Origin of the sequence: Paenibacillus sp. ISL-20, from assembly GCF_018613005.1 — a bacterium.
Lineage (GTDB): Bacteria > Bacillota > Bacilli > Paenibacillales > Paenibacillaceae > Paenibacillus_AQ.
The window spans coordinates 36,115-57,903 of sequence record NZ_JAGGRD010000010.1; the positions used below are offsets into that span (position 1 = coordinate 36,115).

General features: G+C 50.2%; 22 protein-coding genes and 3 pseudogenes. 19 read left to right on the top strand and 6 right to left on the bottom strand.

The genetic code is table 11. From position 1 onward, the window contains the following. Positions 1 to 45: 45 nt before the first annotated feature. The 5 genes from J7E85_RS07055 to J7E85_RS07075 all read right to left on the bottom strand — a co-directional run bounded on the left by J7E85_RS07055 (position 46) and on the right by J7E85_RS07075 (position 3,889). Complete coding sequence (locus tag J7E85_RS07055; RefSeq protein WP_076325023.1) at positions 46 to 249, bottom strand: hypothetical protein; 204 nt, start codon at positions 247 to 249, stop codon at positions 46 to 48. Between the two features lie 62 nt (positions 250 to 311). Further along, positions 312 to 638 (bottom strand): LSm family protein, encoded by a 327-nt coding sequence (locus J7E85_RS07060; protein WP_251035529.1) that lies wholly within the window; start codon positions 636 to 638, stop codon positions 312 to 314. 13 nt (positions 639 to 651) lie between these two features. Beyond that, on the bottom strand, positions 652 to 1,662 hold the full coding sequence (locus tag J7E85_RS07065) for a polysaccharide pyruvyl transferase family protein (RefSeq protein ID WP_215156394.1): 1,011 nt from the start codon (positions 1,660 to 1,662) through the stop codon (positions 652 to 654). A gap of 29 nt (positions 1,663 to 1,691) precedes the next feature. Continuing rightward, a complete protein-coding gene (locus J7E85_RS07070; protein WP_251035530.1) occupies positions 1,692 to 2,657 on the bottom strand; it encodes a glycosyltransferase family 2 protein in 966 nt (321 codons plus the stop codon). A 203-nt stretch (positions 2,658 to 2,860) separates the two neighbouring features. Then, complete coding sequence (locus J7E85_RS07075) at positions 2,861 to 3,889, bottom strand: glycosyltransferase (protein WP_215156400.1); 1,029 nt, start codon at positions 3,887 to 3,889, stop codon at positions 2,861 to 2,863. A 245-nt stretch (positions 3,890 to 4,134) separates the two neighbouring features. Between J7E85_RS07075 and J7E85_RS07080 the strand changes: the two are divergent. The 18 genes and pseudogenes from J7E85_RS07080 to J7E85_RS07160 all read left to right on the top strand — a co-directional run bounded on the left by J7E85_RS07080 (position 4,135) and on the right by J7E85_RS07160 (position 17,847). Further along, positions 4,135 to 5,003 (top strand): annotated as a pseudogene (locus J7E85_RS07080) (UDP-N-acetyl glucosamine 2-epimerase). A gap of 78 nt (positions 5,004 to 5,081) precedes the next feature. Next, positions 5,082 to 5,729: a PAQR family membrane homeostasis protein TrhA gene (gene trhA / locus J7E85_RS07085; RefSeq protein WP_215156403.1), complete on the top strand. Its 648-nt coding sequence runs from the start codon at positions 5,082 to 5,084 to the stop codon at positions 5,727 to 5,729. 137 nt (positions 5,730 to 5,866) lie between these two features. Continuing rightward, the gene (locus J7E85_RS07090; RefSeq protein WP_215156406.1) at positions 5,867 to 6,223 is read left to right on the top strand and encodes a putative DNA-binding protein; all 357 of its coding nucleotides are present in this window, start codon (positions 5,867 to 5,869) and stop codon (positions 6,221 to 6,223) included. A 21-nt stretch (positions 6,224 to 6,244) separates the two neighbouring features. Next, entirely contained in the window at positions 6,245 to 7,627 is a 1,383-nt protein-coding gene (ffh, locus tag J7E85_RS07095; protein ID WP_215156409.1) for a signal recognition particle protein, read from the top strand. Positions 7,628 to 7,675: 48 nt separating this feature from the next. Then, the gene (gene rpsP, locus J7E85_RS07100) at positions 7,676 to 7,948 is read left to right on the top strand and encodes a 30S ribosomal protein S16 (protein WP_006211361.1); all 273 of its coding nucleotides are present in this window, start codon (positions 7,676 to 7,678) and stop codon (positions 7,946 to 7,948) included. Positions 7,949 to 7,969: 21 nt separating this feature from the next. Beyond that, positions 7,970 to 8,200: a KH domain-containing protein gene (locus J7E85_RS07105; protein ID WP_006211360.1), complete on the top strand. Its 231-nt coding sequence runs from the start codon at positions 7,970 to 7,972 to the stop codon at positions 8,198 to 8,200. A gap of 112 nt (positions 8,201 to 8,312) precedes the next feature. Further along, positions 8,313 to 8,834: a ribosome maturation factor RimM gene (rimM, locus tag J7E85_RS07110; RefSeq protein ID WP_215156410.1), complete on the top strand. Its 522-nt coding sequence runs from the start codon at positions 8,313 to 8,315 to the stop codon at positions 8,832 to 8,834. A gap of 3 nt (positions 8,835 to 8,837) precedes the next feature. Further along, complete coding sequence (gene trmD, locus J7E85_RS07115) at positions 8,838 to 9,653, top strand: tRNA (guanosine(37)-N1)-methyltransferase TrmD (protein ID WP_215156412.1); 816 nt, start codon at positions 8,838 to 8,840, stop codon at positions 9,651 to 9,653. Positions 9,654 to 9,881: 228 nt separating this feature from the next. Then, positions 9,882 to 10,253 (top strand): annotated as a pseudogene (locus J7E85_RS35110) (collagen-like repeat preface domain-containing protein); the annotation flags it as partial. 282 nt (positions 10,254 to 10,535) lie between these two features. Continuing rightward, positions 10,536 to 11,075: pseudogene (locus tag J7E85_RS35115) on the top strand (hypothetical protein); the annotation flags it as partial. A 469-nt stretch (positions 11,076 to 11,544) separates the two neighbouring features. Further along, positions 11,545 to 11,688: a hypothetical protein gene (locus J7E85_RS07125; RefSeq protein ID WP_215156417.1), complete on the top strand. Its 144-nt coding sequence runs from the start codon at positions 11,545 to 11,547 to the stop codon at positions 11,686 to 11,688. 240 nt (positions 11,689 to 11,928) lie between these two features. Then, positions 11,929 to 12,273, top strand: a complete 345-nt coding sequence (rplS, locus tag J7E85_RS07130) for a 50S ribosomal protein L19 (RefSeq protein WP_015736355.1) — start codon at positions 11,929 to 11,931, stop codon at positions 12,271 to 12,273. Between the two features lie 102 nt (positions 12,274 to 12,375). Beyond that, on the top strand, positions 12,376 to 12,990 hold the full coding sequence (gene lepB, locus J7E85_RS07135; RefSeq protein WP_036663956.1) for a signal peptidase I: 615 nt from the start codon (positions 12,376 to 12,378) through the stop codon (positions 12,988 to 12,990). Positions 12,991 to 13,045: 55 nt separating this feature from the next. Then, positions 13,046 to 13,912, top strand: coding sequence for a ribosome biogenesis GTPase YlqF (gene ylqF / locus J7E85_RS07140; RefSeq protein ID WP_098747089.1), 867 nt, complete (start codon positions 13,046 to 13,048; stop codon positions 13,910 to 13,912). 572 nt (positions 13,913 to 14,484) lie between these two features. Next, the gene (locus J7E85_RS07145; RefSeq protein ID WP_215156419.1) at positions 14,485 to 15,102 is read left to right on the top strand and encodes a ribonuclease HII; all 618 of its coding nucleotides are present in this window, start codon (positions 14,485 to 14,487) and stop codon (positions 15,100 to 15,102) included. Positions 15,103 to 15,182: 80 nt separating this feature from the next. Continuing rightward, complete coding sequence (locus J7E85_RS07150) at positions 15,183 to 17,156, top strand: hypothetical protein (RefSeq protein WP_215156421.1); 1,974 nt, start codon at positions 15,183 to 15,185, stop codon at positions 17,154 to 17,156. Then, positions 17,153 to 17,464 carry an EscU/YscU/HrcU family type III secretion system export apparatus switch protein gene (locus J7E85_RS07155; RefSeq protein WP_215156423.1) on the top strand — a complete coding sequence of 104 codons (312 nt, stop codon included), beginning with the start codon at positions 17,153 to 17,155 and terminating at the stop codon, positions 17,462 to 17,464. Before J7E85_RS07150 ends, J7E85_RS07155 begins: the two co-directional genes overlap by 4 nt. After that, a complete protein-coding gene (locus tag J7E85_RS07160) occupies positions 17,464 to 17,847 on the top strand; it encodes a YraN family protein (protein ID WP_215156425.1) in 384 nt (127 codons plus the stop codon). The genes J7E85_RS07155 and J7E85_RS07160 overlap by 1 nt, the downstream gene beginning before the upstream one ends. Before the next feature lie 390 nt (positions 17,848 to 18,237). Here J7E85_RS07160 and J7E85_RS07170 read toward each other — a convergent pair whose 3' ends face one another. Next, entirely contained in the window at positions 18,238 to 19,848 is a 1,611-nt protein-coding gene (locus J7E85_RS07170; RefSeq protein ID WP_215156427.1) for a YifB family Mg chelatase-like AAA ATPase, read from the bottom strand. 375 nt (positions 19,849 to 20,223) lie between these two features. Between J7E85_RS07170 and J7E85_RS07175 the strand changes: the two genes are divergently transcribed. Further along, positions 20,224 to 21,759 (top strand): ABC transporter substrate-binding protein, encoded by a 1,536-nt coding sequence (locus tag J7E85_RS07175; protein WP_215156429.1) that lies wholly within the window; start codon positions 20,224 to 20,226, stop codon positions 21,757 to 21,759. Positions 21,760 to 21,789 lie beyond the last annotated feature (30 nt).

Consider the following 21,789-nt stretch of genomic DNA (forward strand, 5'->3'; position numbering starts at 1 on the left):
TTCGGTCCTTCTTCATGTTCGGCTCGATCTACGGGCGCATGCTTTTTATGAAGAGACGATCCGAACGAATTCAATTGAACGAAGCGGGATGATGGCCGTATCTGTAGGAGGACCATAGATGATGGGCGGTACTTTTAAGGTGATGGTTCCTTCGCCCACTTTGGTCAGCGTGCCAATGATCACATCTCCGGGCACCATTACTTCGGTTTCCGAGCCGATAAATCCCTGCAGCCAATCCACGTAGCGCATATCGGTTAACCTCCTTGCCGTAATGAATGTTTAAAGGTGATATCCAGTATCATCCGAAGGAATTACTGAACAGAAGTAATATTAGCGAATGGAATCAGCACAAGATCACCAGATGCCTCACGGAGCTGAACACCATCTTCAGCAGTAGCCAAAACGACCCCTTCCAACGTGGCAAACGTTGTGCTGACCCGGACTTGTTGGCCGGTATGGACTTCGAAAAATTGAGTCAGCTCCGGATTAATTGTTAAACCGGTGAGGACCTGACTCTCCAATGACTCTACCCGTTCGGTTAATTGACTGGTTTCCTGGCTTAGAAGTTCGACCTGCCTTGTTAAAATCTGGACTCGCCTTGCAAGTCTTCTGCAGAACAGGAAGCAACACATAGTCATTCTCCTTTCTGAATTACCAACGGTTGTGCTCTTCGATATGCTTCTTTAAATCCAGAAGCGAAGCGGTGCTTTCTTCCTCCGCCGTGCGGATCATGGGCATAACCTGCTGTACATGACCAGGGCCGTATTTAAGGAAGTTTTCGGTTTTATCGATCAGAACATCAAGTGGTTGACGATAATCCGTAAAGTACTGACCAAGTTGAAAAGAGCTCAGCAGGCTATGCACTTTGCTCATGGTGCTAAGCGCCAGTACAGGCTTGCCGCCACGTAAAGCGGCTAGCGCCGGGTGAAGCTTGAAAGATATCAAATAGTCGACAGATTGAATGAAACGATAAGTGAGCTCAATGTCCATAAGAAACGGCAGCGTCTCAATGGAAGCGCCGAGTGCAGACTCCTTTACCTTTTGCTGCAATTGCAGACATGTATTGTAATCGGAGTACGCGTTGCCCGGATGATGGATGACCGGGATAAGGACGGCATGATAGCCTTTGGCGATAAGGTGTGCCAGCAGTTTGGTCATGTTGTCCATCGGAAATGATTCATAGGAAAATACAACGACGCCAATCGTTGGACGTTTAGAGAAACGTTTCACCGGGATATCGGGCTGACGATAGCCGAATACCATGTCAGGGGCTGTTTCGACATTCCGGTGGAAGCCTGCCCGCTTGGCGATGGCCGACGATCGTTCATCTCGGAACACCGCGCGGTTGGCCTTGGAGATGATATTCCGATAGGCGGATACCTGCTCTTCAGGCCAGGTGTGTTCGGGGTAGGCATCGACAATGCCTACGCCATAGACCCAAGTGGGTTGTCCTACGAGCTGAGGCGGGAAGTAATAGGGACTGAACGAGTAAGGTGTAATTAAATCTCCACCACCGATGATGAAGGCATCCGTCTGATGGGGATCCAATCGGGAGTTCCAGGGATAGACGTGATGATCGTGGAATGCTTGGCGAAGGGTGTGGAGAAATAAATCATCACCGAAGTTTCCCATTCCATAGTACCCGGAAGCGGCAATATGCATGTACGTATCACCTCCTTTTCAAGCGCTGTCTAGCTCTTCTGTGTTTGCTGATACCAGGCTTCAAAGAGGCTGCGGTTACGTTGGCTGATACTGCTGCCATAAATGACGCGATGATACAAGATAGCATCGACCTGAACTGGTGAGCTGTGCTTCAGAAGCCTGGCAGTGACATCGATATCTTCGAAGATACATCCGAAGCGATCCTCCCGATTCCACCAGCCGCCAATGGCGATTAGGGATGACTTTCGATACATACGGGGGACGAGCGGGTGGCCGTGTAGATTCGTTCGATTTAAGGAAGTAGACCACGCCGAATAAAGCTTGCCGGAATCAGCGTTTCTTCTCCATAGAGGACCGAGCTGCCGGGTGCGTTCCCAGCATCCATACCGGCCCGTGGCCATCCGGCAGTCCGGATTGTTGTCAAGCGCGTTGGACAGGAGTGCGACCGCATCAGGTGCCAGCCAGTCATCTCCGTCCAATTCCAGGATATATCGACCCTTTGCTTCAAAAAGCAGCCGATTCATCATGATCGCCTTTCCGCGGTTACGCGATTGGGACAGAACCCGAATTCTGCTGTCAAGATAAGCGCAGGCTTCCTCCAGACTATCGTCTTCGGAGCCGTCATCGCCTATTAGCAGCTCCCAGTTATCGCTTGATTGTGCCAACACGGAACGGATGCTCCAGCCTAAAGTGTCCTTCATATTATGGATGCTCATCAGAATGGAGACGACAGGCTGCGGAGGAATTTCAGGGGATAAAGTCCCTTTGGAGCTGGTGGTGTTCTCTCGCATCCTTGTTTCAGACAGAATAGGGAGAATATACTCCAGATCCTTTTGATACGGAGGATTTTGCGTTGGATCCAGATGCATCGTAAGGCTTGAGTCTTCGGGCAGCAGATCGTAAGGCAGAAATTTGACAGCCGGAAGCCTGCTATTCCAGTAGGTAAGAGCAGCAAGAAGCCAGGTTTTTCTCCAATACAGCGGGGCACCGTTCATGCATATACAGACAACATGATCTGGAATAGGGGGTGGCGTCGGAATGGAAGTCTGTGCGCTTTTATGGGAAAAAGACAAGGTACCGCGCCATAGAATCCACTCACAGTCTATTTGTGAGATTTCCTGAATGATTTGTTCACGATAGGCAAAAATATCGGTGGCTCTGTAGCCGAATGGCTGCGTACGGAGTATGGCATAGGGTTTCAATGGGAGCGCATGCCTTTGTCCAGGATGGCCTGCCGGATCACTTGATCGGCTTTCAATCCGCGTTCAACCCAGCGATTCTCTCTGGCGTAGGCAATGCGTGCCAGCTTATGCTCTGCTGAATCCGGGTGATGGAGCATGGAGGACAGCTTGCCCAAGAAATCATCATGGGTTGTCGCTGTGGTAACATGCGGCTCCATGGCAATGCATTCCGGCAGAGCTGTTGACAGTACGCGAACACCGGATGCCATATACTCGTACGCCTTGACTGGATTGGTTGCCAGCGTAATCGGATGGTATTGGAAGGGGATCAATGCAACGTCAATATGAGTCAGATAACGTTTGAGCTCCTGGTGCGGCTTTTCACCGAGTATATGCACATTGGGAAGCTTCGAATAATCGCCGGAGCTGCCGTAAGGAGCTCCAATGGAAACGAATCGGACGTTTGGAAAACGAAGGGCCGCCTTAGCAAACAGCTCATGATCTACCCAATACGCCCAGGCGCCGATATAAGCCACAACAGGACCCGGAGGGAGATCGGTGGGCCTTTCACTGAATGGAATATGAAAAAATGAAGAGTCAGCGCCATTGGGGATCAGGGTAAGCGGTTTATCCGGATACGCCAGGGACAACCGGGTGTGAATCACCTCTGCGGTACATACGACATGGTCCGCTTCATCAATCATTTTAGGTTCATATTTTGCCCAATGCGGAAATTCATCACAGCAGTCGTAAATTGTGATGTCGGGTTTGAAAAGTGTAGAAATACGCGTACGGAGTTTAGACCAGGTCGTCCAGACGACAATCGGATGTTCTTTGCGAAGAGCAGGCAGCTTTTTGTGCAGAAATGTTTTGGTATCTGTGAATAGAAACACATTTGGTTCAATTTCTTTGAACTCCTTATCCAGCGGTGCCAGGTTTTCGAAGAAAACCTGATGACCAAGCGCGCCCAATAGAGCCATAAGCTGCTGCGGTCTCTGTTTCATATACGACCAGTTCATTGTTCTCGGATAAATGATAACAGCCAAGAGGTTTCCTCCTTTCTTTATACTCGGGATAATATATGCGTTGCTAGCTTCATAGAATTGGACGAATGAGCCGAATAACTGAAAAATGGTTGATTTCTACAAGCTTCTCTATGACCGGAACGAATCTATCAATTTTCCATATAATGCTTAAGATATGAGGTTTCAGATCTATCTTTTCATATAAAACGTTCGTGAATCAGAAAAATGTTCTTGTTATATTCGGAACTCGTCCGGAAGCGATCAAAATGGCACCTATGGTCAAGGAATTGGAGTCAGCCCCGGGATTAACTCCAATCGTATGCGTAACCGCCCAGCACCGGGCGATGCTGGATCAGGTGCTTCGTTTTTTTGAAATCCAGACGCAATCGGATCTAAATGTCATGAAGGAAGGGCAATCCTTATACAGTCTGAGCGCTGACCTGCTAAAAGGGATGGAGAAGGTATTCCAAGCGAGAAAATATGATCTTGTGCTGGTCCACGGGGATACAACGACAGCATTCATTGGTGCTCTGGCAGCTTATTATGCGAAGGTACCGGTGGGACATGTGGAAGCAGGGCTGCGGACGTGTGACAAATACGCACCGTTTCCAGAGGAGATGAACCGCGAGTGGATCGGCAGAGTGGCGGATATGCACTTTGCCCCGACGGCGCTGTCCGCAGCAAATCTCAAGGCCGAGAATCGTTCGGCTCACGTGTAGTGATATATCCGGTCCATCCGAACCCTGTGCTGCAGGAGGCGGTCGCGCAAGAGCTTGAGGGGCACGAACGAGTCCACTTGACCGAACCGCTCGATGTCGTTGATCTCCATCATATTATGCAGCGTTCCTATCTGGTCTTGACCGACTCCGGCGGTATACAGGAGGAAGCGCCGTCCCTGGGGAAGCCGGTTCTGGTGCTGAGGGATAAAACTGAGCGCCCGGAAGGAGTCACGGCCGGCACTCTTAAATGTGTTGGTACGGAGTGTGAAGCGGTTCAGTCAGGAATAGAGCAGCTGCTGACGGATAAGGAAGCGTACCACAGCATGGCAAGAGCCCATAATCCGTTTGGTGATGGGAACGCGTCCCGCCAAATCGTCAGCGCCATCCAGCAATTCTTCCAATCGCAGAGGGGCTGATATAGGGGGCGGCTTTGATTTTGCATGCCCGAAGCGCGTATAATGAAGTATAAGATTTTAAGCGAAAGGATACCTGTTATGGCCAATACTTACACATATCCACGCAAAGAAGAGATAGCGAATGCAATAACACATGGCATAGGAGCGGCGCTAAGTGTTGCAGCACTGGTGCTCCTGATTGTTTTTTCAAGTTTGAAGGGCACTGCCTGGCATGTGGTTAGCTTTACGATCTACGGATCGACGATGCTCCTGCTGTATTTGAGCTCCACGCTCGTACACGGCTTGAGAGACGGGAAAGCTAAGGATTTCTTTGAGTTTATGGACCACTCCTCCATTTACTTGTTTATCGCAGGGACGTATACGCCTTTCCTGCTGGTTGCCATCCGGGGAACGCTGGGCTGGAGTCTCTTCGGGATCGTATGGGGCGTTGCGCTGTTCGGTGTCGTATTTAAAGCATTCTTCGTCAAGAAGTTTCTGTTCCTTTCCACGATATTTTACATTGCGATGGGCTGGCTGATCGTCATTGCCTGGAATCCGTTAACGGCGGTTGTAGCGCCGCAAGGCATGAATTTGCTTGCCATTGGGGGCGTGCTGTACACGCTGGGCACCATATTCTATGTATGGCGGGGTTTTCCTTACCATCATGCCATCTGGCATTTGTTTGTGCTGGCGGGTTCGATTCTCCACTTTTTTGCGATACTGATCTACCTTCTTCCTATCGGTTGAACGGGCAGGAAGAGGGCTTCCTGAACATGAAGAAGGATGACAAGGGAAATGGCTTGACATCCTTCTTTGTTTTTTGTATGATAAGGTTCGTTAAGCGAACTGTAAAGTGTTTTTCCTTGACGAGGGGGTGCCCTTAAATGAGTCAGGAGAATCGGCTCGAGAAGACGAACCGGATCAATTTGCTGTTCGATTTCTATGAGCAGCTGCTGACAGAGAAACAGCAGACCTTTTTGAAATATTATTTCCATGATGATTTTTCCCTTGGAGAAATCGCAGGTGAATTTGAGATTAGTCGTCAGGCCGTCTATGAACATATCAAGCGTGCAGAGCAGGTGCTCGAGTCCTATGAAGAGAAGTTGGGGCTCCTGAGCAAGCATGAGACGCGCATCCGGGAGCTGGATAAGTTTCGGGAAATGGTGGAGAGTAGCGACCTGGGTGAACATGATAAGAATGTAATGACCGATATGGTTGAACGATTAAAAGCATGGGATTAAGTATGAACGGAGGTGGCGGATATGGCGTTTGAAGGATTGACCAGCAGACTACAGAATGTGTTCAGCAAGCTTCGTGGTAAAGGCAAGGTGTCCGAAGAAGATGTAACAGCCGCCATGCGTGAAGTTCGACTCGCGCTTCTCGAAGCCGACGTTAACTTCAAAGTGGTTAAGGATTTCGTATCCAAAGTAAAAGAGAAGGCCATCGGCAAGGAAGTGATGGACAGTTTTACGCCCGGCATGGTAATTATTGACATCGTTAATAAAGAGCTGACGGAGTTGATGGGAGGAAGCCAAGCCAAACTGGCGAAGAGCAATAAGCCGCCAACGGTCATTATGATGGCCGGTTTGCAAGGTGCCGGTAAGACAACGACTTCGGGCAAGCTGGCCAAGCTGCTTCAGAAGCAGAACAGCCGACCGCTGCTCGTTGCCGGCGATATCTATCGTCCTGCTGCGATTAAGCAGCTCGAAGTACTCGGTGATCAGATTAACGTGCCGGTGTTCTCCCTGGGAGACAAGACAAGCCCGGTCGAAATCGCGAAGCAAGGCCTCCAGCATGCCAAAGATAATGGTCACGATTATGTCATTATCGATACTGCCGGTCGTCTTCATGTCGATGAAGAGCTGATGGAAGAATTGAAGCAGATTCACAGCGTTGTAACTCCTGACGAAGTCCTGCTTGTCGTTGATGCAATGACGGGTCAGGATGCGGTGAATGTCGCGGAAAGCTTCAACCAGCAATTGACGCTTACAGGTGTCGTACTCACGAAGCTGGACGGTGATACCCGAGGCGGTGCCGCCCTCTCGGTTAAGGCGGTTACCGGATGTCCGATCAAATTCGCGGCGCTTGGCGAGAAGATTGATGCGCTGGAGCCGTTCCATCCGGAACGGATGGCATCGCGAATTCTCGGAATGGGCGATATGCTGTCTCTTATCGAGAAAGCACAATCGAACATTGATGCAGACAAGGCCAAGGAAATGGAACGTAAAATGCGTAATGCCGAATTTACGTTCGAGGATTTCCTGGAGCAGATGGATCAGGTCAAGAAGCTCGGTCCTCTGGATCAGTTGATGGATATGATTCCTGGCATGGGCAAGATGAAGCAAGCCAAGGATCTTAAGGTTGACGAGAAGCAGATGGGACGCATTGAGGCTATTGTCCACTCCATGACAACGGCGGAGAAGCAGCAGCCTGACATCATCAATCACAACCGTCGTAAACGGATTGCGGCAGGCAGCGGAACCTCGCTGGCTGAAGTGAACCGGCTCATCAAGCAGTTTGACGAAATGCGCCGCGTGATGAAGCAGTTCTCGGATATGATGGGTCCTAAAGGCGGCAAGAACAAAGCGATGAAACAGCTAAAAGGCTTGACCGGTGGAAAAGGTATGAAGTTTCCATTCCGTTAAGTCTCGGTCATATCGAATGGACATTTTTTGAAGGAGGTGAATTTTCAAATGGCAGTACGTATTCGTCTGAAACGCATGGGTGCTCACAAGGCTCCTTTCTACCGCGTGGTGGTTTCTGATTCCCGTTCCCCACGTGATGGCCGTTTTATCGAGGAAATCGGTTATTACAATCCGGTTGCTCAACCGGCTGAAGTTAAAATCGATGAAGAGAAAGCACTGAACTGGCTTCAAAATGGTGCGCAAGCATCTGACACGGTCCGCAACTTGCTTAGCAAAGCGGGCGTAATGAAGAAGTTTCATGAGCTGAAGCATCAGAAATAAGACTGATCGCGAGGGTTATCTATGGAAGAATTAGTTCGCGTTATTGCTAAGGCTTTAGTGGATCATCCAGAAGATGTGACTGTGAAAACAGTTGAGAAGGAGCACTTGATTGTATATGAGCTGTACGTGCATCCTGACGATGTCGGGAAGGTCATAGGCAAACAAGGGCGTATCGCCAAATCATTGCGTACAGTCGTAACATCGGCGGCGGTTAAAATGGATAAACGGGTGACCGTTGATATCATTTCTTAAAATATACGAAAGGGGGTTAGGATGCATGTCCTAGCCCTTTTTCGTACATGCTGAAGAAATCAGCCGGTCATACCAGCTTAGAACGTTCATTATGTGATGCAGGAGGAAGACCATGTCTGAAAAGTTGTTAACTGTAGGGAAAATCGTGAATACGCACGGCATCCGCGGGGAAGTTAAAGTCATGCCGCATACGGATTTTGCCGACCAGCGATTTGCTCCAAAGAGCCAGTTGTATATTGTCCCGGACAAGGGGAGTCAGATTGAAGTAACGGTGGATACATCTCGTTTTCATAAAAACATGTATATCGTTAAATTCAAGGAGCTGCATGGCATCAATGATGCTGAAAAATATAAGGGCTCGCTGCTGAAGATCACAGCGGATCTTCAGGAAGAGCTTCCGGAGAACGAGTACTATTTCCATGAGATCATTGGCTGCAAGGTGATGACCGACGAAGACCCTGCCGAGGAGCTTGGCACGATCACCGAAATTTTGACCCCAGGCGCGAACGATGTGTGGGTTGTCAAGACACCTGAGGGAAAAGAAGTTCTCCTTCCAGCCATACCGGATGTTGTACTTGATGTAGATAAAGAATCGAAGCTTGTTCGCGTGCATCTCATGGAAGGGTTGTTATAGTCCATGCGGATTGATGTGCTGACGTTGTTCCCCGAGATGTTCGATGGAGTGTTTCATTCGAGTATTCTGGGTAAAGCGGCCGAAAAACAAATAGTGAACTTAAATGCCATCAACTTCCGCCAGTATGCCGGAAATAAGCACAGCCAGGTCGATGATACTCCATATGGCGGCGGTGGGGGGATGGTGTTAAAGCCGGACCCGATTTTTGCTGCGGTGGAGGATATTCTTGCTTCTGATACGGATGAGATTGCGAATCATAGTGATGGGACGCATCCTGTTGGAGAGATTCCAGTGGAAACCTCCGTAACAGCCAAACCTCCACGAGTCATTCTGATGTGTCCGCAAGGAGAGACCTTTACGCAGAAAAAGGCCGAAGAGTTGTCTCAGGAAGACCATCTAGTGTTTATATGCGGGCATTACGAAGGCTATGATGAACGCATTCGCGAGTTTCTTGTTACCGATGAGTTATCCATTGGGGATTATGTGCTTACCGGTGGAGAGCTGCCAGCGATGGTTGCCATCGATTCAGTGGTCCGTTTGCTGCCGGGTGTACTAGGCAATGAAACCTCAGCGGTGACGGATTCATTCAGTACAGGCCTGCTGGAATATCCGCATTATACCCGCCCGGCAGAGTTTCGCGGCTGGAAAGTGCCGGATATTTTGTTAAGCGGGCATCATGCAAATATTGACGTGTGGCGTCGAGAACAGGCGCTTAAGCGGACATGGGAGCGTCGCCCTGAGTTGTTAGACAAGCTGGAGTTGTCCAAGCAGGATCGGGCATATTTAGACAAGCTTCTACGAGAAGCGGGATCCTCATAAGCTTTTTTTGTTTAATCACACGAACAGATCTGTAAGCACAGGTCTGTTCGTTTTTTTTATTTCTTGAATGTGGCTAGTATGTAGTAATATACACGTTCCATGCTTGCACCTGAGAACAAAATTCGTATGAATTGAATAGTGTGATAAATAGGCGTTTGCGGATGCATTAATCGTAAGGGGTGAAATCGATTGAGGCAAGAAAGAAGGAAACGTAGGAGCAGCAAGGTTATGATTCAGGGACTTACACCCGGACGAATCCGTGTCGGAAGGAACCAAGCCACTCGATTCGTTACATTGATCCGTCAATTAACATCACTGTTACGCGCATTTGTGGAACAGCCGGTTAACGAGGATTTCACACTTATCAAAATACAATTGCAGAGCCTTAACGATCTGGTCTCGGGAATGAAGTTCTCGCTGCGGGAACTGCGGGGTCTTAGGCAGGTTGTACAGCAAATTGCCAGGATTTCCAATGCAGATAATCTGCAGGAGATCTTAACAAGACTGAACGAGGTCATGACGCTGTTTCAATCGTATGGAGAACGACTCGGAGTCGGCAGTGATATCGGTCCGGATATCACAGCTTTACAGAATGGTATTCAATCCAGCATAGAGTCCATTCAGAGTACGGATGCAGCTCCACTAGTCAACCTTATGGATAATATACCTTTTTATATCATGGATGCGACTACGAATCCAGGTGTTGGATCGCGTCAGCGGCTTGCCGAAGTGTTTCAAGGAATTAATGAGCAGGCTGCAAGATTAGGGAGCTCCGCACAACAGCTAGCGACATTGAGTATTCCATTGGCTGTCCAAAATGCCGCCTTGCAATCTCTCCCCTCCACTGCAAAGACGAGTGCTGAAAGTGTTCAAAGTTTTACGATCCGGGAAACATTAGGAAGCGTACAAGGAAATGGTCTGCCGGGCGAGACTGGAGCGGCAGGAGCAACGGGTGTGACAGGAGTGACTGGCCCGACAGGCACTGCTGGTGCTACAGGAGGGCCCGGATTGGACGGTGTGCCGGGAGCAACTGGCCCGACGGGTGCGGTGGGAGCTACAGGTCCAACAGGTCCGGAAGGACCGCCAGGGGCACCTGGCGGGATAACAGGAGCGACCGGACCGACTGGTGAAACCGGTGCGACTGGAGTAGTAGGCGAGACCGGGGCAACGGGAGCCACTGGAATAACAGGCGCTACAGGAGTAACCGGCGTTACGGGGCCAGCAGGAGTAACGGGTCCGACAGGAGTTACAGGAGTCACGGGTCCAACAGGGGCAACAGGCGCCACAGGAGCGCCGGGAGTAACAGGTGCAACCGGAGCAACTGGTGGTACTGGGCCAACGGGAGCCACCGGTCCGGTAGGTCCGACAGGCTCTACTACCCTTGTGGGTGGCAGTGTCATCTATGCCAGCAATGGAGCCACCGAAAATGTGGCCACCAACTCACCGATAACTTTTTCGACCAGTACGCTTCAAGGTGTAACATTTAATGGTACAACGACGTTGACCATCGTGACAGCGGGTTTTTATTACTTTGATTGGCAGGTTTCCCTTGCTGAAGGTCAGGTAGCTCCTAACACGTTTGGGATCGTTGTGAATGGGAATACCACGAGTACGGCGAACATGAACTCAAATTCAACCAACGCGGAAGTTTCAGGATCTGCCGTCATCAATTTAAGTGCCGGTAACACCGTAGGGCTCTATAATTTATCGCCAGTCAGCAAAGCGATTAATGCTCCTCAAACCGGCGCAAGGATTTCTATCTTTAGAATTGGCTCTTAGCCCAGATTTGTATACTTCAGTGTCATGTTTTTTTAATATTGCTGATACAACTCCTGCGTTGATGGGTAATATGTAACTGGAGAATCACTTGAGAACTGGGAGGCATCTTGTCATGACAGAACATCGACAACAACATGAAGCGAAAATAGCAGAAACAACAAATACAGAAGTTCAATTTCAAACAGTAGACGACATCCTTGAATACTATGGCAAGCGCCATAAGGGCATGCACGACTCGAAAGAAACCGTAAATTAAGGTGAGGCTAACCGCTTTCGGCATTGATTTTTCATGCTGGAAGTGGTTTTTTATGGACGAGAGCTAGGTGAAAAAGCTGCTTTATGCATGAGGGTGTAAAGATAAAACACTTGATTCGGCCTGCAAAATATGTTATCATTTCTTTTGTTGTGAATACGGTGGTCCGCTGCGGATAATGAAGGAAATACATAGAGTTTCCGGAAGATGCAAGAACACCTGTGTGAGAGGAGGGAGTCATAGATGAATATCGTTCAAGCGATTACTCAAGAACAACTTCGTAAAGATATTCCGAGCTTTCGTCCTGGTGATACTTTAAAAGTACACGTTAAGGTTATCGAGGGAACTCGTGAGCGTATCCAGTTGTTTGAAGGTGTAGTAATTAAACGTCGCGGTGGCGGAATCAGTGAGACTTTTACCGTTCGTAAAATTTCTTACGGTGTTGGTGTGGAAAGAACTTTCCCAATCAACTCGCCTAAAATCGATAAAATCGAAGTGGCTCGCCGTGGTAAAGTGCGTCGTGCGAAGCTTTATTATCTTCGTGAACTGCGCGGTAAAGCAGCGAGAATTAAAGAAATTCGTCGTTAATTACAAGGCGGTAAAAGGGGCTTGTGCGTATATACAAGCCCCTTTTGTATATCCAAAAATCGCTATAATGCGAAAGCGATCTATAGAGAAGGACGGTGGGTTATGGAGAAAGATCAACACCAGGAGGCAATTGAAACCAACGTGGGGAAACCGGCCAAAAAGGCTAAGAACGAGCTTGTAGAATGGCTGAAGGCTCTTCTCATTGCTCTGGTTCTCGTCGTTCTCATTCGCTGGCTTCTCTTTAAACCGTTTATTGTGCAGGGTCCATCCATGGAACCTAACTTTGTATCCAATCAGAAGCTGATCGTCAATGAGATTTTATATGATATCCGCAAACCCGAACGTGGAGAGGTTATCGTGTTCCATGTTCCTGATGAAGGTAGGGATTTCATTAAACGGGTGATCGCAGTTGCTGGTGATACGGTTAAAGTTGAAGGCGATAAAGTGCTTGTCAACGGGGAGCCTGTGAATGAAACCTACATACAGGAAGCGATTGATCAAGCCCATGCTGAAAACAGATTATACAATAACACAGATTTCCCGAACTCGTTCGTTCAGGACGGCGTTGTGCCAGAGGGCCATGTGTTTGTGATGGGGGATAACCGATCCAACAGCACGGACAGCCGTATGATAGGATATGTTCCTTTGGGGGATATTATCGGGCGAGCAGACTTGATCTTCTGGCCGATTAAAGACATAGGGCTCATCAACCATTAGCTAAGGCGCTAAAGAAACGATGAAAGTTTGCAGTGCAAAGTAGAGGTGACGACGTTTGACAATACAATGGTTTCCCGGACATATGACCAAAGCGCGCCGCCAAATTCAGGAGAAGCTGAAGCTGATCGATGCTGTAATTGAACTGATCGATGCGAGGCTTCCGCTCTCAAGCCGAAATCCGATGATTGACGAGATTTTGCAGGGCAAGCCGCGGCTCATTATTATGAACAAAGCCGATTTGGCAGATCCTGAGGTCACAAGGCAATGGCAAGCCCACTTCAAGGAAAATGGCCTAACCGCCTTTCCTGTAGATGCATCCACAGGGACAGGTGTTAAGGATATTCCTAACCAGATTAAGCTGCTGCTGAAAGAGAAGATCGATAAACAAATAGCCAAGGGCATGAACCCGCGAGCTATGCGTGTGTTGATTGTAGGCATACCGAATGTAGGTAAATCCACGCTGATTAACCGTCTTGCTGGTCGTAACATCGCGGAGACGGGAGACCGTCCGGGTGTCACGAAAGGACAGCAGTGGATTAAGGTTGCCGGTGGTGAGATGGAATTGCTGGATACTCCTGGTATCCTGTGGCCGAAATTCGAGGATCAGAATGTAGGGTACCGCCTTGCGGTAACCGGCGCCATCAAAGAGGAAATATTGAACGTAGAGGATATTGCCTTTTTTGCGATCAAATATTTCTCCAACTATTATTGGGAATCGATGAGCGAACGTTTTGATCTTAAGGAGCGCCCAACAGATCTGGATAACCCGGATGAAATTGTTGCGATAATGGAAGCGATCGGAAGAAAACGAGGCTGCATTGTCAGCGGAGGAAGAGTCGATCTGGAAAAAGCGTCGAGCATTTTCCTACGTGAACTACGCGCAGGCAAGCTTGGGCGTTATTCGATGGAATCCCCTTATTGATTCAATAGGGTGAACGAGCGCTATCTTCCACTAGATTAAACCAAAAAATAACCATTCTGCCGGTTAACGGCGGAATGGTTATTTTTTATGGATCAGAACAGGAGGAGATTAGACTGCATTCATTCTATCTGGTTTAACTGGGTAGATGCTCTGAAGAACGATTTCGCTTGGATGTGCGTGACTTGATAAGATAACTTCGGTTCTTTCACCAGGGATAATAGCATGTTAGCAGCATTAATTCCGATTTCATCGCTATGTATAGTTGATAAGTGAGGCTATACAATACGCAATTCAGGTGCATTATTGAAGCCGCCGGCAATGACAACGAAAATGGCGATATTTTTATTCTTCAATGATTTCATAACATGGACCACAGTAAAATCATCTTGGCATATAACTTGTTTGGACCGGCATTTTCGCATCAGCTCCAGCCGGAAAGGGGGGGATAAAGGGTGACGCTCTGTGGCGAGTGTGATAATCTAGAAGAGTTACTAGATTGATAGAAAGTGTTTGAAACACCGTATGTACAGACATAAAACAAGCGGTAATTCGGAACCAAAGGGGTTAAACCTATGACAGATTTATTAATGTACGAGCGTGAGTATTGGAGCCGTTATATACATATTGCAGGTATTGACGAAGTAGGCCGCGGCTGTTTGTTCGGCGACGTGGTCGCTGCGGCGGTCATTTTGCCGGAGGGGTTAGTGATTGAGGGGATCAACGATTCGAAGAAACTCAGTGCCAAGAAGCGGGAAACCCTCTATGACCTAATCATGGAACAGGCGCTGGCGGTTGGCGTTGGTTTGGTGGATGCGGAAACGATTGACCGCATTAACATCAAACAAGCCGCAAGGCTTGCCATGAAGATGGCTATGGAGCAATTGGCTGTTACTCCCCAGTTTCTGCTTGTTGATGCCGAGAAGGTGGATTGCGATATTCCCCAGCGCGCCATCATTAAAGGCGACGCTAACAGCCAGTCCATTGCTGCGGCCTCCATTATTGCCAAGGTCACTCGCGACAGATTGTGCGAAGGGGAATGGGAGACGCGTTATCCGGAATACGGAATCGCCGTACATAAAGGCTATGCTACCAAGTTTCACCGTGAACAGCTGCAACTGCACGGACCTACCGCTATGCATAGAAGAAGCTTTCTGAAAAATATGGAGATTGAGCAATTGTCCTTATTCTAGATTTCGATGCAGCCCGCCCTCGTCAAAAGGCGGGCTGCTGCCGATATATAAGGTAAACAGAAGGTGTGGGAGGAACTATCGTGAACATCGGATCGTTGATTCGCGGCCTCCTGGGAGAGCAAAAGCCGGGAGATGCCAAGACGTTGGAATTAAAACCGGGTCAGGTCGTTCGCGGTGTCGTTATGAACGTATCGGAAGACGGACAGGAAGCCGTGGTGCAGATCCAGGGCGTTCAAGTGAAGGCGAAGCTGGAAACGCCGCTTCGAGCCGGGGAAACTGCTCTTCTGCAAGTTCAGCCGCCGGGAGAGGGAGGGACGGCCGTTCTCAAGCCGCTTAGTCAAACGCCTCGCCAGCCGCTGTCCCCGTCTTCGATGGCTGAGGTGCTGGATTTTGCCGGTCTTCCGGATACGAAGGAAAACCGCGAAATGATCCGGGGGATGCAGAACGCGGGAGTTCCGCTAACGAAGGACAATATCGTCATGTTCCGAGAGGCATTGGCCGTGAAGCCTCCGCAGATTCCCGCGGCGGAATGGGCGGAGTCGGCTGCGATCGCGTTTCACCGCGGACTGCCGATTACCCCCGAAAGCGTGAAGGGACTGCATCAGGCGGTATTCGGGCCCCAACTGCATCAACTGCTGCAGTCGTTGGAGCAGCAGCTGGCGTCTGCTTTAAGCGCAGGTAGTGGAGGTTTGGTGGATGCGGGGAAACAAGCAGCATCTGCAGCACCTCCCACGGTTGCTGGCGGGGAGGCCTCCGCCGGGGCACCGCAGCAAGCGCTGCTGACCAAGCTGCAAGGCCTGCTGCAGCAGCTGCGCAGCGAGCTCGCGCAGCCATGGGCCAGCGGCGGCACGGCAACGCCTGCCGCCGGTCAACCCGCCGCCGTGGCCATGGGCCCGGCGGCAGCTCCAGGCGAAGGAGCCGTGGGCCCTTCGCCAAAGCCGCCCACCCCCGGCGCGGAGCCGTGGGTGGGGCGGCTCTTGAAGCTGCTCGGTGCGGAGCACGAGCAGCAAGCCCTGCGCGGGGCCGGTACGGGCCCCGCGGGCGAAGCGGCGCGCACGGGTAGCGCCGCAGCACCTGCCGGGCAGCCGGCAACCGCGCAGCCCGGCAGCAACACGGCCGCAAGCGCGGCTCCAGGCACCGCGTCAGGAGCGAATGCGGCCGTGCCAGCACCTGCATCTGCTTCAGCTGCGAGTGCTGCTGCCCCGCTGCCCGCTGCAGCTCAGCCAATCGCTGCCGGGGCAGGCCAAGCAGGCGGACAAGCAGTTTCACTGCCCGCCACCCCTTCCCCTGGCAGCAGTGGCGCAGCAGCGATTACATCCGGGACTCTCGGCACGTCAGGGAATGCGGCGAATGCGAGTCAGCAGGCTGTTCCGAACGCTCAGGCCAGTGCTGTGAATCAGCAGGGCTCGATGCAGCCAGTTGTGCCATCCGGGCAGCAGAGTATTGCCCAAGGCGTACAACAGGCTGTCATGGCCTCAACGCCATCGGGTGAATCGGCGCTTGCCCTGCAAGACACACTGAAGGGAGTATTGCTTCAGGTGTTGTCCAGCCAGGACGCGCCGCCTGCGCTAAAGGAAGCGGCACAGCAAGTCGTTCAGCATTTAACGGGCCAGCAGCTCTTGCTAAACACCGATCGAACAGCACCGTTCGCGCAGGTCACCATGTTCATACCTCTGCATGGGGTCGACGGGGAACAGACGGCATCCGTACATATTCAATCACGCAGAGGCCGCAAAGGCGAGCTGGATGCAACCAACTGCAGGCTGTTGTTCGACTTGGACATGAAATTTCTGGGCCCGACCTTGATCGATGTGCAGGTCGTTGACCGGATTGTCAGCCTCAGCTTTCGGAATGATCAGAGTTACGCCGCAGAGCTGTTTGAGGGGAAAAAGCAAGAGTTGGCTCAGGCTGTTTCGTCTATCGGCTATCAATTGCTCAGTGTAAAAACAGAACCGCTGCCCCTAGTTGCACCGGTTACTTCAGACACGTCCGTGCAGGGAACGGCGGCAGAATACACCCCGCAAACCTATAAAGGGGTGGATATGCGGATATGAGCAAGGAAGAGAAAGAGCAAGGGCAAATAACGGCCATGAAAAAGGCGATTGCCCTTAAATATACGCCTGGCGAGAGCGAAGCACCGATTGTGGTTGCCAAGGGGCAAGGGAAACTGGCGGAGTCTATATTAGACAAAGCCAAAGAGCATGGCGTCCCTGTTCAAGAGGACGCAGCTTTGGTGGAGATTCTCTCCAAGCTGGATCTGGATCAGCAGATTCCGGAGGAGCTGTACCAGCTTGTAGCGGAAGTGTTGACATATGTTTATCGTGCGGATCGTCAAGCGAAGGATGGGGGGATGATGCCCTAATGAACTCGCCATCCGGTAAAAAGGATAGCCGCAAGCAAAAAGGAGCCGCTGCCGAAGAGCTGGCAGCCGCTGCCCTGATTGAAAAAGGATACCGGATTCTGGACCGCAATTGGCGCTGCCGCTTTGGAGAGCTGGACATCGTCGCTGAAACAGGGGAGACCCTTGTGGTAATTGAGGTCAGAAGCCGAAGCGGAACGAATAGCTTCGGCACGCCTGCCGAGTCCGTGAATGCCCGTAAAGTGATGCAGGTCCGAAACACAGCCCAGCAGTACGTTCATCATAAGCGTTATTATGAACGGTCGATCCGGTTTGATGTTATCTCCGTTATGCTTCGCGCGGATCTGACGCCTGTCTCGATGGATCATATCGAGAATGCATTTTAGATGGATACGATCCAAAGCATCTATAGGGATTACAATAAAAAGAAGGTGATAGGGGCCGAGCTCCATCACCTTCTTTGCGTAGGACAGATTATTTATTGAAGAGCAAACTTCCAGACAGTTGTTATCCAGATCATAGAAAGTGTAATAGGCTGGGCAAGCACTTGAAAACTATTGACACACATTCTGTTTTATTCCTGATGCTGATAAGCTTCACGACATTTACCTGAAGCCTCAATACTTTTCGAAGGTCCATGGCATCGTGGAACAGAGCTTTGCCATATCCTTGATTTTGACGATTTGTATCGATGAATAACGCCGCAAGATTATCATCCACAAGGGAAATAAAGCCATGTGCATGACCGTTATCTTCAAGCAGATAGGTATCGGCTATCAACGAGTTGTTTCTTCGGCTGCGATATATTGTCGATCCAGCTGACGGTATTGAATCGCTTCAGCGATGTGCTGGCTCTGGATTGCATCGGATGCTTCCAAATCGGCGATGGTTCTGGCCAGCTTCAGGATTCGGTCATAAGCGCGCATGCTCAGGCCCAGCGTATCGATTGTCGCTTGCAAGAGCTCTGCCGAGTCCTTGTCCAGCACCGCATGTTTCCTCAGGAAGCTGCCAAACAGTTCGCTGTTCCAGCTGAACGGGAGCCTGCTGTAGCGTTCCAATTGAATCGTTTGTGCCGCATAGACTTGATCCCGCATTTGCTCGGAGGATATAGGTGTTGCGCTTCCCGGCCATTCCTTGGGCCGAGGCACGTCCACTTGAAGGTCGATCCGATCCATCAAGGGCCCCGATATTCTAGCGCGGTATTGAGCAATTCGAGTAACGCTGCACGTGCAGCGTTGATGGGGATGATCACTGCCGTAATAACCGCACGGACAGGGATTCATCGAACAAGCGAGCATGAAGTGCGCAGGGAAGGTAAATACCGCTCGTGCCCGGCTGATGGTTACTTCGCGATCCTCCAGGGGCTGTCGCAGCACCTCCAGCACATGCCTCGAGAACTCGGGAAGCTCATCCAGGAATAGAATCCCTTTATGGGCCAGACTGACTTCCCCCGGCTTCGGAATGGTGCCGCCTCCGATGAGCCCGCCAGCCGAGATGGTATGGTGAGGGGACCGAAAGGGGCGTCTTGTCATCAACCCGTCGGATGGCTTTAGCTTTCCGGCAGCGCTGAAGATTTTCGTTGTAGTCAATGCTTCTTGGTCCGCCAGCGGCGGCAGTATGGTGGGGAGGCGCTTCATGAGCATCGTTTTTCCAGTACCCGGGGGCCCAATGAGCAGAATATTGTGCATGCCTGCGGCAGCAATGGTCAGGGCACGTTTGATATGCTGCTGACCGATCACATCTCGATAGTCTTCAAGCTGCTTGCCCCGTAGGCTGTCCACTTGAGTTCTGCTTTGAGTCGTCGACCGATCATATCTGAGCATTGACAGCGAAACGGTAGAGCTTGTAGTTCCCCCAGTTTCACTATGATGGATGTTTTCATCGGGTCCTTCCTGAACAAGCTCCTTTAAATGCTGAAGCCCATAGACCTCGATTCCCCCGATCAATGCAGCTTCCGGAGCATTTTCGCGCGGGAGAATCACCCCGGTATACCCTTCCTTTTTCGCTTGCTCTACCATCGGCAATACCCCTGTGATGGGCCTAAGTGTACCATCCAGTGCAAGTTCGCCCAGGATCAACATTTGCTCGGCATTCGAAAAGGTCCATTGCTCGCTTGTTAGCAATATGCCGACGGCGATCGCCAGATCGAAGGAAGAGCCCTCTTTGCGCAGATCTGCCGGTGCAAGATTGACGGTTATCCGTTTTAAGGGATAGGTAAAACCGCAGTTTTTAATCGATGCCCGAACCCGCTCAATAGATTCGCGAATGGAGGAATCAGGTAGACCGATGATAGAAGTTTGGGGCAGCCCGTTCGCCAGGTCCACCTCCACCTGGATGACAACGCCGTCAATGCCGTGCAAGCAAGCGCTATGAAGTTTTCCGTACATAAATGAAAGCACCTCATTTCTGATATCAGTGGATTGAATCGTAATAGAACATCCAAGATTCGAAAAGGGTGCTTCCTCATTTTCGCTGGGTGACTCTAGTCCGTATTGTAAAATTTCCCCTCTCGACTGTCAATTCGCACTATGCAAGAAACTCCATTCAATAGGCAAGGGCCTATCCGTGGTGCGGGATCTGAGCGGTGAATGTACCGTGGTTCAGAAAGTTGTCACTTTTTCAGAATCGTAGCTTCAGGCAATAACGGGAAGGAATGTAAATAGTCAAAGCACGGGTCCGGCTAGTAGAATCAAAATCATAAACGACATGCTGCCTTAAGAGCGGCTGGCGTTACATCATTTTACATAAGGGAGAGGGCTCGCGTGAAAATTTGGAACCGAAAGCTTGGGTTGGTGGCCTTGGCCGCCGTTATAACCAGCACATTATTGAGCGGCTGCTCAAAAGAGAACGCGGTAAAAGAGGAGAATCCTGAAAACGCCGCCTTAGGCAAGGAAGTCACACTAGAAATGATGACCTTCTCTCATACGAATTGGCCCTATAAGGAAAACTGGCCGATTTATAAGTACTTAAAAGAAGAAACCGGCATCTCCTTCAAGGTACAACCTGTAATGAGCGATTACACCACAACGATGAACCTGGCAATATCCTCGGGCGAGATACCGGATCTTATGATGGTTAACAGCCTGAATGCCGCCAATACGCACGGGGCCAGCGGAGCGTTTGTCGACTATTTCGAGCATCTGGATCAGATGCCAAACTATAAGAAGTTTCTCGATGATCATCCGGAAGTGAAAGCAGCTATTCTGTCTCCTGAGGGGAAGAACTATTTTATGCCGTTGTATGGACTTGAGCAGCAATCCAGGCGGTCATGGCTTTACCGGGACGACGTATTCGAGAAACACAATCTGACGCCGCCGACCACCTACGACGAATTGTACACGGTTGCGAAAAAATTGAAGGAAATATATCCGGACAGCTTTCCGATTGCCGTGTTTAACGGTTTGAGTCCTCTGGTCAGTATGGCACCGGCGTTTAACACCAATAGCAGCTATTATTACGATGATGAGAAGGACGAATGGCGCTACGGCCCGACAGAGGACAATTACAAGAAAATGGTTGAATACATGAACAAGTTTTACATGGAGGGATTGGTAGCCCCTGACTTTATGGCGCATAAACGCAAGCAATTTAACGATCTGCTGCTTCAGAACAAATCGTTTATCGCCAGCGACTATATCGGCATCATGGACGAACTTCCGTTAATGCTTGGGGATAAGGCATCCGAGTTCAGTCTCGATTATATGGTTCCTCCTGTTGGAACTCCGGATGGCAAGTCCCACAATGTATTCGCCGGATTGCAATCCGACGGCTTTGCGGTGGCGGCAAATTCCAAGGAGCGGGATCGGCTGCTTCAGTACCTCGATTTCTTGTTCTCCCCCGAAGGAATTGAATTGGCAACTTGGGGCAGGGAAGGGGAGACATTTACAACCGAGAACGGGGTTCGCAAATTCAACGCGGATTACAAAGAGTTCGGCGACTTGAGAACCAAGACGGGCATCGCAACGATCGGGGCACATACGGTATTGGATATGACGGCTTACGAGTCCATGTATTCTCCGAAAATGCGGGAAGCGATGAAAATTGCGCCTGACCATGAAACGAAGCCGCAGCCAAGGCTTGCCTATACAAATGAAGAAAATGAAGTGCTGGGCATGGTCGGCGAAACCGTGAAAAAGTTTCATGAGGAGCAGATTGCCAAGTTCATTCTGGGGCAGAAACCGATGGATGATTGGGATGCTTACGTGAACGAAGTGAACAAGCTTGGCGTGCAGCAGGTGCTGAATGTTCATAAGAGCGCTTATGAGCGGACGCAAAAATTCCTGAACGAAGCCAAGTAATTTAAAGCTGTAAGCCATGCAGCCAGATGA